Source organism: Chroococcidiopsis sp. CCALA 051, assembly GCF_003015105.1.
Classification (GTDB): Bacteria; Cyanobacteriota; Cyanobacteriia; order Cyanobacteriales; family Chroococcidiopsidaceae; genus Chroococcidiopsis; species Chroococcidiopsis thermalis.
In genome coordinates this window covers 16,490-28,588 of the sequence record NZ_PYCI01000087.1, presented here as the reverse complement: position 1 = coordinate 28,588, position 12,099 = coordinate 16,490, and the positions used below count along the sequence as shown (strand labels likewise).

Annotated in this window: 11 protein-coding genes and 1 tRNA gene; 4 read left to right on the top strand and 8 right to left on the bottom strand. The window is 45.6% G+C overall.

Translation table 11 applies throughout. The features are described from left to right. The 6 genes from C7Y66_RS32550 to C7Y66_RS19785 form a co-directional block, all read right to left on the bottom strand. On the bottom strand, positions 1–219 hold a 219-nt coding region (locus C7Y66_RS32550; RefSeq protein WP_233222759.1), incomplete at its 3' end, for a hypothetical protein. A gap of 33 nt (positions 220–252) precedes the next feature. Continuing rightward, positions 253–1,740, bottom strand: a complete 1,488-nt coding sequence (locus tag C7Y66_RS19805) for a Rieske 2Fe-2S domain-containing protein (RefSeq protein WP_106546899.1) — start codon at positions 1,738–1,740, stop codon at positions 253–255. Between the two features lie 415 nt (positions 1,741–2,155). Continuing rightward, positions 2,156–2,228: transfer RNA gene (locus tag C7Y66_RS19800), tRNA-Ala, on the bottom strand. 57 nt (positions 2,229–2,285) lie between these two features. Then, on the bottom strand, positions 2,286–3,014 hold the full coding sequence (locus C7Y66_RS19795; protein WP_106546898.1) for an HAD family phosphatase: 729 nt from the start codon (positions 3,012–3,014) through the stop codon (positions 2,286–2,288). 14 nt (positions 3,015–3,028) lie between these two features. Continuing rightward, positions 3,029–3,907 (bottom strand): class I SAM-dependent methyltransferase, encoded by an 879-nt coding sequence (locus C7Y66_RS19790; RefSeq protein WP_106546897.1) that lies wholly within the window; start codon positions 3,905–3,907, stop codon positions 3,029–3,031. Positions 3,908–4,059: 152 nt separating this feature from the next. Then, positions 4,060–5,262, bottom strand: coding sequence for an ROK family transcriptional regulator (locus tag C7Y66_RS19785; RefSeq protein WP_106546896.1), 1,203 nt, complete (start codon positions 5,260–5,262; stop codon positions 4,060–4,062). 106 nt (positions 5,263–5,368) lie between these two features. Between C7Y66_RS19785 and C7Y66_RS19780 the strand changes: the two genes are divergently transcribed. Both C7Y66_RS19780 and C7Y66_RS19775 read left to right on the top strand, forming a co-directional pair. Next, the gene (locus C7Y66_RS19780; RefSeq protein ID WP_106546895.1) at positions 5,369–6,037 is read left to right on the top strand and encodes an HAD family hydrolase; all 669 of its coding nucleotides are present in this window, start codon (positions 5,369–5,371) and stop codon (positions 6,035–6,037) included. A gap of 108 nt (positions 6,038–6,145) precedes the next feature. Then, positions 6,146–7,372, top strand: coding sequence for a sugar MFS transporter (locus tag C7Y66_RS19775; RefSeq protein WP_106546894.1), 1,227 nt, complete (start codon positions 6,146–6,148; stop codon positions 7,370–7,372). Between the two features lie 228 nt (positions 7,373–7,600). Here C7Y66_RS19775 and C7Y66_RS30600 read toward each other — a convergent pair whose 3' ends face one another. Beyond that, positions 7,601–7,885 (bottom strand): hypothetical protein, encoded by a 285-nt coding sequence (locus tag C7Y66_RS30600; protein WP_146149825.1) that lies wholly within the window; start codon positions 7,883–7,885, stop codon positions 7,601–7,603. A gap of 32 nt (positions 7,886–7,917) precedes the next feature. Between C7Y66_RS30600 and C7Y66_RS19770 the strand changes: the two genes are divergently transcribed. Then, positions 7,918–9,099, top strand: a complete 1,182-nt coding sequence (locus C7Y66_RS19770) for an RtcB family protein (protein WP_106546893.1) — start codon at positions 7,918–7,920, stop codon at positions 9,097–9,099. 29 nt (positions 9,100–9,128) lie between these two features. On the opposite strand, the gene C7Y66_RS19765 is transcribed toward C7Y66_RS19770, so the two are convergent. Further along, positions 9,129–10,109, bottom strand: a complete 981-nt coding sequence (locus tag C7Y66_RS19765) for a glutathione S-transferase family protein (RefSeq protein ID WP_106546900.1) — start codon at positions 10,107–10,109, stop codon at positions 9,129–9,131. 546 nt (positions 10,110–10,655) lie between these two features. On the opposite strand from C7Y66_RS19765, the gene C7Y66_RS19760 reads away from it, so the two are divergent. Then, positions 10,656–12,083, top strand: coding sequence for a sodium/proline symporter (locus tag C7Y66_RS19760; protein WP_106546892.1), 1,428 nt, complete (start codon positions 10,656–10,658; stop codon positions 12,081–12,083). Positions 12,084–12,099: the final 16 nt, after the last annotated feature.

Here is a 12,099-nt window from a genome sequence, read left to right as displayed (position 1 = left end):
TTGTTCTAAAAGGCACTCTATCGGTTCGATGGCTTTTCTGTCTACTGCCAAGCGCCAAAAACTGTCCGAAGTATTGACATGAGTATGACCGAGATTAATCCCAATCGAATTGTACCGAAGGGTCCAATCGTCGATTTTGACCAAAGCCACAATCGCGATCGCTTTGGGAGTGCATAGGGAGCGATCGCTTCCCCTCACTTCCCAAACGGCTGACCCCACAGCTTCCAGTTTTCTTTATTGAAGTTATTTCGCTCAGTCATTCTGGGCGTGTTCAAACTCATAAACATAGAAAAGCCGCCTGAGCTTCTTGAGCAGGTATCCTAGCATGGCAAATAGGACTACGCCCCCAATCGCCCACCAGAATTGAGTAGGGGGAGCGGTCAAAAGAGATGTACTTCCAGTTACTACCGCCTTCATTGCCACAGTTCGAGAGTCCATAATGACACCGAGACACAAGCAAGCAATCGCAGCCACACGAGCTACCACAGTTAGGCGATTAATATTCTTTAGCGCATCCTGGCAAACTCTACAGTCTTGAGTATGGGTCGTCCACACATCAAATAACTTTTGCTTGTCTTGCTCTATTGGTGGGAGGTCTAAGCTACATTCACTAGCCCAAGGAATACCGCCTCCAGCCCGCTTCTCCAACCACTGGCGAAATGCGATCGTCATTTTGTCTTGAGGATTGGGTGTATAGACTGCATCCAGCCATTTACCCTTTCCCCGCCTTGCCAGAATCTTCTCTTGGCGGTGCAGAAAGACTGCATCTTGATGCAGGAACAAAGAGGCTAGCACATGACCTAACCAGCTTGGCATCGGCAGGGCAAAAAATCCGATCCCTTCTGGTTTCTTACCTGCTTCATTCTTGACTAACACCTGAGTGCCAATATGCCGACACCAACCAGGACGGGTTGGACTAGCATACAAAGCTAGGATCAGTTGTCCACCGTCTTTATAGGTTGAGACAACTCTCATGTGGCAGGGTGGTTGAAAGTCATGGATGGTTTGAGCCAGCTTTGATGCAACTGGTACGACTTCAAAAGAAAATCCTTCTTGAGTAGACATCTCTCTGACTCGAATCATGTCGTAATACTGGTCATCCTGGTAGCGACTGCCCATAATCCCATGATGAGAAACAGGTACGTGAGCGGGGTCGGCGACATTTTCCATGAAAAAGTCCCATCCGTAGGGTAGGTCGCGGATATTCCAAAATAACTGCACTACCCTGTCTGAGTTGCTTTCCAGCTCAGGAACGATCCGTGGTTGCCTCAGTTGGCTTTCAAGCTCGGCAGAGTCGCCTGATTCTGCCCACACCCACAATAGTCCCTGGCGCTCCTGTGTGGGATAGGCAACAGCACATGACTTATGATTTAAGCAGTGCTGCGCCTCAGTTTGTCGATCTTTTGACTGCGGGATGCTAACGCAGTTCCCCTCCCAGTTAAACCGCCAACCGTGATAAGCGCACAACAGCGTACCATCAGGCTCAACACGTCCTTCGGAAAGAGGGGCTAATCGATGCGGACAAAAATCTTCAAAGCAACGCCATTGACTACTGCCATCTCGCCACAAAACCAGCTCTTTTCCCAATAACTGTATTGCATGAGGGCGAGTTGGGTCTAGAAAATCTACAACTGCGACTGGATACCACTGTTTTGTCCATTGAAATATTTCTGTTTCTTCTTTGGTAAATTGTTGGGTATTATCGCGTGCTTTCCCTTGCAGATTGGCTTCAGTGGTCACGGTTACTCCTTGGTCTAGAAGGCTAGAAGCGGCGATCGATGCTTGTTAGCAAACAATCTCATTCCTACTATGGTCTTATTGGCGACGCGCCCCAGAACGCTACTGCGCGTTACTGGCATTATCAAAAACGAGCAAGTCTTTCTTCTACTTAAATACAACTGTAATACCTTTCTTCTTTTGTTAAGATTGAGATAAAGATCGAGAACCTGAATTTATCTCATGTGGTTTCTTCGTAGCGTCCGAAACCCTCGCCATATGCTGAATAGCCCCGATTAAATTATTTCAATCCTATCTCAATTCCAGCTCTAGATATCTCGATCTGTACCCATTTTTGGGTTGCTTATTGAGAATGAACTCGTAAACAAAGTCAGGCTGATAAACTACAAAACCCTTTAACAGAAAGGGTTACAGGCGATGGAGAATAGGAGACTCGAACCCCTGACCTCTGCGGTGCGATCGCAGCGCTCTACCAACTGAGCTAATTCCCCGTACTAATTTTAGATTTTGGACTGCTAGTCTCAAATTCCTATATGCCACTTGGTATTTTAACATTCAGCGACGGTGGCTTGTGAGTTTGCTTTGGAAAGTACTTGTTGCACCCATTCCAAATCTAACTGGTTGAGGTAATCTACAGCCCAGTTTGCTTGACGTTGCATCATGTGAAATGGATAGGTATTTGCAACTCCAACAACCGGAATTTTTGCTGTCTTCGCTGCTTGGATTCCTGCTGGAGTATCTTCGATCGCAATACACTCTCTTGGCTGCAACCGAAGTTCGGGATAGAGTTGGTTGAGGCGTTCTACTGCCAACAAATAGCCATCTGGTTCTGGTTTACTGGTAGTCATATCATCGCCAGCAACTAATACAGAAAAGTATTGTGTCAAATTCAAACGCTGCAAAACTAATTCAATTTCCGATCGCATTGCCCCACTGACAACGGCTAACTTTAATTGTTGGCTACGGGCTTGAAAAACCAAATCTTCTAAACCTGGATACGTAGGTAAGTTAGGAATTTTTTCTAATTCTTGCTGGTATGCCTGCGCCTTGCGCTGCATTAATTGGAGTAAATATGTCTCACTCACAAATCGACCTCGACGTTTGAGCAATTCAGCTAAACAAACGCGATCGCTTCTCCCTAGACAAACTTCTTCAAACTCACCAGGAATTGGGCGTAAATTTTCTTCAACTAATAACTGTTCGATCAGTTGTTTATGAATCGGTTCGTCATTAATAATAACGCCATTAAAATCAAATAGAACTGCCTTTAACGCCATATTATATTATTACCTTAATACCCAGGAGCCGGAATCCATTCCTCTGTTATTACCATATCTTCTTCTGTCTCCTGTCTCCTGTCTCCTGTCTCCTGCATCAAAGGCTTAATTCCACGAGTTACTTGATTGACTAACCACACATCATCAGTCTGCACTGCTGCAAAGCCTGCTTTACCCATCCAGACATCCAAATTTCCCTGCGCAAATTCTCGAATGTATGGTTCCTCAAACACATTATTCAACCAATCGAGATGGCGTAAAGTCTGCTGATTGCCATCCAAAACGATCGCTTCGCCGCCTGCTTTCAGCAATCGAAAGCTTTCCTGCAAGATCGCTTGAGTCACCTCTGCTGGTGTTTCGTGAAATAACAAGGATATCGTCACCAGATCGAAACTGGCAGCTGGTAGTTTTGTCTCTTCAGCATTGCCATGCAGCCACTTAATCGCTAATCCTGCGGTTTTGGCTTTGTCTTCTGCCCTGACTAGCATGTATGGCGATAAATCTAAGCCGATAACTTCTGCTTGGGGAAAAGCCTGTTTTAACATCAGCGTCGTGGAACCAGTACCGCAGCCTAAATCTATAATTCTGCTTGGCTTAACGCGAATACGTTCTAGCAATCCTTGACGGACTAGAGTTTCATTAGGTAGCAGGACGTATTGAGTAATTGGATCGTAAGAAACAGCTGCACCAGAATTAAGATATCCACCCTTAATTCCGTGAAAATTTTGACTGCTGTAGTATACGGGAACCTTGACCTCTGGACGGCGAAAGCGATCGCTTTCTTTCTCCCAGTCTATACTACGGGCGTATCGCCTTAACTCCTCTTCGTCAATAAATAAACGCACGACAGGCGCTAAGAACTGTTCCCAAATTGTATCTTGACGCGCTGCCATAAGTATGCCTCGCTAAGGGACGATCGCGACTTGCTATTTCTATTTACAAATTTTAATACATTCTTGCAGTTGTCAGTGGCTAGTGGCTGGTGACTAGAAATAAGAATCTAGCCACCAGCCACTAACCACTAGCCACTCGCTTTTGACTTAACTTATCCAGCTAATAAAACTAAATCGGGAACTTGAAAGAGTGACTGATAGGCAAGTACAGCCCCGCCAATTGCTGCCGCATCTTCGCCAAAAACTGATACGTCAAAACGAGCTTTCGGATCGCTGAAGAATCCACCACCACCATTACCAGGTACGCAGTCTCGCAACATCGAGTCCAATTCCTCTTTAACGTGAGGAACCAATACAGCAAGCGGTCCACCGATCGCGATTCGTTCGGGATTGAGAATATTTGCTAAGTTAATTAATCCCCAGCCTAATATCTGCACCCATTCAGACACAACCGCGCGGGCGAGGGGTTCGTCTTGGCGGAAATGTACGACCAAATCGCCAATTTCTCCTGCTTGTCCTCCCCGCTGGCGATAGTTTTGCAGCAACGCCTCTCTACCGACAAATGTGCCTAAATCTCCGCAGCCAGTTGGCATTGGTAAAATTGCCCCGACTTCCCCCGCAGTGCCGTAAGCGCCGCGAAAGATGCGATTGTTTAACACGATTCCCGCCCCAATTCCCTTATTAATTAATAGATAGAGCAAGCTATGACAGTGCATGGCACTACCTAGATACACCTCTGCTAAAGCGGCGGCGTTCGCATCATTATCTACAAATAAAGGTAGCTGAATGTGAGGCTGAAGGTAGCGGCGCAGATCGACACCTACCCACTGTAAAAATGGCGAGTAGATGACCACACCAGCTAAGTTCATGGTTGCTTGGATGGCTAGCCCAATTCCTCGCGATCGCTCTTGTTTGGTCGGATCGGACTGCTGCACTTGCCCAATTAATTGTACGAGTTGGCTGAGGACAATTTCTGGTTCTCGACTACCTATTAGTGGTGCTTGAATGCGGTTGACAACTTGGGCAGCTAAATTCAACTGCACTACCGTTAGCTGTTCGTACTCGATCGCCGCACCGATAAAAAATGCCCCATCGGGATTTAAACTCAGTCCGACTCCTGGTCTTCCCCCTCCAGGAGGCGCGATAATTTCACCGCTTTCTCGAATTAAGCCCTGCGAGATTAATTCGGCTGTAATTACGGTAACAGTCGATCGCGTCAGTCCTGTGGAACGGGCAATTTCAGCCCGAGTCATCGGCGCACGACATCTAAGAAGTTCTAAAATGCGGGCATAGTTGATTTGTTTTAACAGTGTTGTATTGGTGGCGATCGATGGTGAATGTCGATCTGCGGTCATTTTTCTAATCTTTAGTAAGTTTGTTTTTCTAACAAACAAATTAGCATTATAGAGACGTTATGTGTGTAGAGACGTTCCATGTCACATCTCTGCTGGAGAAAAAGATATGAAAAGCTTCGACTGTGAGGCAGTCCTATTCGATCTCGACGGTGTATTGGTCAATTCAAATGTAGCTGTAGAAGGACATTGGCGTAGGTGGGCGCAGCAGCACGGTTTAGATGCAGAGGCAATTTTGAAAATCTCTCACGGTCGTCCGGCGACAGAGACAATTCGCGAAGTTGCGCCGCACTTAATCGCAGAGGAAGAAGGTAGGGCGTTTCTGCAACGGGAGGCGGAGGATTTAGCTGGTGTGGTGGAAGTGGAAGGAGTAGCAAATTTACTGAATTCTTTACCAGATCGGCAATGGGCAATTGTCACGTCAGGGACGCAGGCGATCGCAACCAACCGTTTGCGTCATGTTGGTTTGTCCGTTCCCAAAGTCATGATTACGGCAGATGATATTAGCCGTGGTAAGCCCGATCCTGAAGGATATCTCAAAGCAGCATCAAGGTTGGGTGTCGCACCAGAACGCTGTCTGGTAGTGGAGGATGCTGTGGCTGGTGTCAAAGCGGCACGGGCAGCGGGAATGAGTGTGGTGGCGGTGGCGACGACTTATCAGCCAGCAGATTTAATTGAGGCGGATGCGATCGTACCTGCTTTGGTAGGGATGGCGATCGAGCAACAGGTGATGGATAGCAATCGGGTTGGGTTAAGGGTGTTGTTAGCAGAGGCGTGAGGCAGTCAGAAGTTGTAGGGGCGGGTTTAGCGAATAGATCGACCACTGAAACAGTGAATCTTTGGTGAAAATCCGCCCGTACCCAAGCCAAATAAATGCAGGGGAGATATGGGTGATAAGCGGGTGTTAGGCAAAAATGTGAAGCGATCGCACTCAGGAAAAGAGGCGGTTTGGTTTGGGGTGGCGATCGCCTTTTATGCTTTTGTGGCGATCGCAGTAGCAGAGGCGGGATTGGGGGTTTTGTTGCCTTCGATTTTGGCTGCATATAATTTAAATCCGGCAACTGTAACGCTGCTGTTTATCAGTCAGACGGGTGGTTATGTTGTGGCAGCGTTCTCTAGTAGTCTGATTAGCAGCCGTTTGGGGTTGGCACGGATGCTGTTAGTAGCGGCAATGTTGCTGATGGGGGCGCTGATAATCTATGCGTTGAATCCGTTTTGGTGGGTGATGGTTGCGGCTGGCGTGCTTTTGGGGCTGGGAATTGCCCTGATTGATGCTGGAATTAATACTTTTATTGTAGATAACCAACGCACTAACCATCTCGTGGGAATGTTGCACGCTTTTTATGGAGTTGGTGCATTGTTAGGTCCCACGATCGCCACTTCGCTACTAGCTTTTGGGTTGAATTGGCGATCGATCTATTTGGTATTTGCAGGAGTAGTAGGGCTGTTGGTGGTGGCGGTGGCTATAGCGATCGTCCAAAATTATCGACCGATGACGCAGAAAATCAATGCTTCTGGGACCAGTGCTAAGGCTAATCTCCGCGTTGCTTTACAGACACCTGCTGTCCTGCTAACGGGTTTGCTATTGATGGTTTATGTGGGTGCAGAGGTTTGTGTGGGTAACTGGGCTTACTCGGTGCAAAATCTCAGTCGCGGTATCCCGCCAATAGTTGCTGGATATAGTATCAGTGCTTACTGGCTGGGAGTGACGATTGGGCGTTTGAGTTTGGGATATTTCATGCGGCGACTCGGTGCAGTCCGCACGTTGGATATTTCTCTGGTGCTGCTGAGTATTGGTTTACTGGCTTGGTGGCTAGTACCAAACCTGTATTTGAGCTTACCGCTGATTGGTTTCGGGTTTGCGGCAATCTATCCGGCAACAATTGCCTTATTACCACAGAGGATATCTCCTGCATTAATACCAGCCGCGATCGGTTTCGTGTCGAGTGTCGCTAGTTTAGGTGCAGCCAGTTTGCCCAGTGCAGTCGGGTGGATCGCCTCCCGTACTAGTTTGGAAATTATTCCTGTTTTAATGATGCCTCTAGCCCTAGTGATGGTAATTGTACATCGATGGCTAGTAGGAACGGGGAGCAGGGAGCAGCGATCGATGTAGGGGCGGGTTTCACCCAAAATCTCTGCTAACAACGAAGCGGTCAATCAACCCGCCCTTACACCCATATTCATACAGCAAAAGTTTGGCAAGGTGATTTAACAAACCTGCCCTTATGCCATATTCGTCAGGATTGTCTTATTGTATTTTATGTAGTATAATGTATTATATAAAATGAACTTGCATAAGCTAAGTTAGTATTCTCCCCTGTAGAGATAGTCAATCTGGGAATCAAAAACCCAAGTATTCTGTAGGGGCGCACAGTCGTGCGCTCTGGGTAATGTTTCTGTAGGGGCGCACAGTCGTGCGCTCTGGGTAATGTTTCTGTAGGGGCGCATAGCCGTGCGCCCTGGGTAATGTTTCTGTAGGGGCGCATAGCCGTGCGCTCTGGGTAATGTTTCTGTAGGGGCGCATAGCCCCGTGCGCCCTGGGTAATGTTTCTGTAGGGGCGCATAGCCGTGCGCCCTGGGTAATGTTTCTGTAGGGGCGCACAGTCGTGCGCCCTGACCGATACATCAGTTATTTTTCCTTAATTTTTAACTAAAAATATGCCATACGAAAAACTAGAAATTAATACACCAGTACCCGTACTTTCTTGGGCAAATCATGCTTTAGGACATGAAGAAACCCAGATGGCGAAAAACGTAGCATCGCTACCATTTGTATTTAAACACGTCGCATTGATGCCCGATGTCCACTTAGGTAAAGGTGCTTTAGTCGGCTCGGTTGTAGCAACTAAAGATGCAATTTTGCCTGCGGCTGTGGGAGTAGATATTGGTTGTGGCATGGCTGCCATTCAAACTCCATATCATGCCGAACAATTAGAAGGCAAGTTGAAAAAAATTCGTTTGGATATTGAAGCATCAATTCCAGTTGGTTTTAATGAAAATCAAGATGTGGAAAAATCTGTCACTAACTGGCAACGTTGGAATGATTTTAAAGATCTACATCGTGGGGTGCAAGACTTGCAAGGAAAAGCCATGAAACAAATGGGTTCTCTTGGCGGTGGCAACCACTTCTTAGAAGTTTGTCTCGATACGGAAGATCGAGTTTGGTTGATGTTGCATTCTGGTTCTCGAAATATCGGCAACAAGTTGGCACAGTGCCATATTAATACTGCTAAAGAACTAGCAAAATTAGCAGGCGATCGCTTGCCCGATCCTGACTTGGCTTATTTTGTTTCCGGTACGTCAGAGTTTGCTGCTTATTGGCGAGACTTGCAGTGGGCGCAAAACTATGCCCGTGTCAATCGTGACGTGATGATGGCACGCTTTAAGCGAGTTGTGGAAAAACATGTAGCTGGTGGTAAGCCATTCAAGCCTCTATTAGAAGTCAATTGCCATCACAACTATGCCGAAAAGGAAGTGCATTTTGGCGAAGACGTTTACGTGACTCGTAAGGGTGCGGTAAGGGCGCAGACTGAAGATTATGGGATTATCCCTGGTTCAATGGGTGCGAAATCATTTATTGTCAGAGGTAAAGGTCATGCTGAAAGTTATTGTTCTTGCAGTCACGGTGCGGGGCGTTTGATGTCTCGTAATAAGGCAAAAAATGTCTATACACTTGACGATTTGATCGAGCAAACGAAGGGCGTAGAATGCCGCAAAGACACGGGTGTCTTAGACGAAATTCCAGGGGCATATAAGCCAATAGATCAGGTGATGAATAATCAGTCAGATCTTGTCGAAATTGTGGCAACATTGAAGCAAGTTGTTTGCGTCAAAGGTTAAAGTAGGGTGGGCAATGCCCACCCTACTTTTTAAACTGAAACTGCAACACCTATTTCATTACGGTTGTGGGGAGCCTCAAAATCAATTATTGGTCCTTTAGGCACGATGCGAGTAGGATTAACTTTGGGATGACTCCGATAGTAATGTCTTTTAATATGATCCAAGTTGCAAGTTTCTTTCACTCCTGGTTGTTGGTACAAGTCTTTTAAGTAGTTCCACAAGTTAGGATAATCTACAATCCGGCGTAAGTTACATTTGAAATGGACGTAATAAACAGCATCAAAACGCAGTAAGGTTGTAAACATACACCAATCGGCTTCTGTAATGCAATTGCCACATAAATAACGTTGTTTAGCTAAAACATTTTCCCAACGGTCTAAAGCCTCAAATAACTCCGTTACAGCCTCCTCATAAGCCACTTGTTGAGTGGCAAATCCGGCTCGGTAGACACCATTATTAATTGGCTGGTAAATCTCATCGATAGTTTTGTCTATTTGTGCTTGCAAATCTTTGGGGTAGAAGTTGACATTCTTACTCGCAATATCGTTAAACTCAGTATCAAACATGCGAATAATTTCGCGAGATTCATTATTCACAATTGACTGAGTTTGCTTATCCCATAACACGGGAACTGTTACCCGTCCGCTATAATTTGGTTCGGCTTTTAGATAAAGTTGCCAAAGATATTGCGTCCCGTTAACAGTATCGGGAATTGCCCCAGGTTCGCTGCTAAACTCCCAACTATTTTGGTCAATCTCTGCTGCTACTACAGATAATCCAATTGCATCTTCTAGTCCCTTCAGACGACGCATAATTGCCGTTCGATGCGCCCAAGGGCAAGCCCAAGAAATATATAAGTGATAGCGTCCTACTTCTGCTTTAAAACCACTCGAACCATCAGCAGTAATTTTATTGCGAAAGGTAGTAGAAGGGCGGATAAATTTCCCTTGGTTATCTTCTTGTTCCCGTTCGGAAATCCATTTACCGTCAGCTAGAATACCTAAACCCATCAATCGCCCCTCGTGCGAAGTTTTACTTGTGAGTGTTTGAGTTCGCTCTTCATACATGCTAAACCAATAAAGTGAAGTCAGAAGTTAAAAGTCTTTTCTTACTAGTTTGGAGAAAAATGCATCTATCTTATGGTATAAAAAATTAGGCTCATCGAGTGAAGTGAGAATTCAATTGTAGGCGAGCATTGCCTATTCTACTAATAGCGGTTTTGATTTAGGTAAAACACGCAATCTTTAGGGGCGCACAGCTGTGCGCCCCTAAAAATGTCACGCACGCAGTTGAGAATTGCTATAAGACAAAAATAAAATATTAAGATTGAATCATCAAAAAATAGTAATTTTTTCTCATAAATCAAATATAAATTGCGATCGCCATTCACCTTCTAACCAAATCAGCAGTTGATTTTCACTTTCACTCAGAAGCAGGATGTCTTAAGATGTAACAAAAAGTAAAGTCATCTGCATCAGCAACCACTGATAACTTTGTACAGACGTTACATCTAACGTCTCTACACTGATAACTGATAACTGATAACTGATAAATCTATGAGCGATCGCATATTTATTGCAGCTACTTTCATTGTTTTTCTAGCTCTGATTATTGGCGTTGGCATCTACTCGTCAACTCATAAGAAAAATACAACTGCTGACTACATCCTCGCTAGTCGCGGGGTAAGTCCTTGGCTGACAGCGCTTTCCGCCATGTCAACAGGTCAGAGTGGTTTATTATTTCTCGGTCAAGTTGGCTTTGCCTACACAGCCGGAATTTCTGCTATTTGGTTAGTTATTGGTTGGGCAATAGGAGACTATCTCGCTTGGTTTTTATTTTTCAAACGTTTAAGAAAAAGATCCGAAGAAACAGCATCGGATACTGTTTCTGATTTCTTAGCGCAAAATACTTCTGGCGCTCGTTGGATCTCGATTGTTTCAGGTATTATTATTGTGGCTTTTCTCGGTGCGTATGCAGCATCGCAACTCGTAGCAGGTAGCAAAGCACTGAATGTCGTCTTCGGCTGGGATTATCGTCTAGGAATTATCCTCGGAGCCGCGATCGTCATTATCTACTGTTTTTCTGGAGGTGTGCGAGCGGAGATTTGGACGGATGCAGTCCAAGGAATCATTATGATTGGTTCGTTGCTGCTCCTACTATCCGTAGCAATTACCGACTGTGGTGGATTTGGGCAACTTTGGACAAGATTGGGCGCGATTGATGCAAAGCTAATTAATTTGAGTCCATCTAATCTACCATTGGGCTTTCTGCCCTTTTTTATTGGTTGGATTGTGGCTGGATTTGGCGTAGTCGGTCAACCTCATATCTTAGTCCGAGCGATGGCGATTGACTCCCCCGATAATGTCAATAGGGCGCTGAATATCAAAACTATTGCTAGTTTAACCACATCTTTTTCCTCCATTACCATCGGCTTAGCAGCACGGGTGTTGTTACCCGACTTGATATCAGGTGGCGATCCTGAGTTAGCATTGCCGTATTTAGCAGAAGAATTGCTACCCGCAGGCTTTGTCGGACTGATGCTAGCCGGAGTTTTTGCTGCTACTATGTCTACTGCCGATTCTCAAATTCTCTGCTGTTCGGCGGCGTTGACTCAAGACATCGCGCCTCAATTTGCTAATTCCTATCGAATTGTCAAGTTAGGCACTTTAACTGTCACCGCGATCGTTTTGAGTATTGCTTTAGTAGGCGATGATAATGTGTTTCTCTTAATTACATTTTCTTGGTCGGCTTTAGCTTCGGGTTTAGGTCCACTGTTACTATTGCGAGTTGGGCAATTGCCCGTCAGTACGCCTGTAGCACTATTAATGATGGCTGTTGGAATTATCACCGCTATTAGTTGGAACCTGGTATTTAAGTTATCTTCCGTAGTTTACGAAGTCCTACCAGGTATGATTGCAGGTAGCTTAGTCTATGTCATAGCACGATTGCTGGCTTCTAAATCGCTATCCCGGCAGCGGAGATAGGGAAGTCGGTAGGGGC

Bases quoted from the DNA above. Each gene is read 5' to 3' on its own strand.
- C7Y66_RS19760 (WP_106546892.1), top strand. From the start codon at position 10,656: ATGAGCGATCGCATATTTATTGCAGCTACTTTCATTGTTTTTCTAGCT.
- C7Y66_RS19785 (WP_106546896.1), bottom strand. From the start codon at position 5,262: ATGACCGCAGATCGACATTCACCATCGATCGCCACCAATACAACACTG.
- C7Y66_RS19775 (WP_106546894.1), top strand. From the start codon at position 6,146: ATGGGTGATAAGCGGGTGTTAGGCAAAAATGTGAAGCGATCGCACTCA.
- C7Y66_RS19765 (WP_106546900.1), bottom strand. From the start codon at position 10,109: ATGGGTTTAGGTATTCTAGCTGACGGTAAATGGATTTCCGAACGGGAA.
- C7Y66_RS19790 (WP_106546897.1), bottom strand. From the start codon at position 3,907: ATGGCAGCGCGTCAAGATACAATTTGGGAACAGTTCTTAGCGCCTGTC.
- C7Y66_RS19780 (WP_106546895.1), top strand. From the start codon at position 5,369: ATGAAAAGCTTCGACTGTGAGGCAGTCCTATTCGATCTCGACGGTGTA.
- C7Y66_RS19770 (WP_106546893.1), top strand. From the start codon at position 7,918: ATGCCATACGAAAAACTAGAAATTAATACACCAGTACCCGTACTTTCT.
- C7Y66_RS30600 (WP_146149825.1), bottom strand. From the start codon at position 7,885: ATGTATCGGTCAGGGCGCACGACTGTGCGCCCCTACAGAAACATTACC.
- C7Y66_RS19795 (WP_106546898.1), bottom strand. From the start codon at position 3,014: ATGGCGTTAAAGGCAGTTCTATTTGATTTTAATGGCGTTATTATTAAT.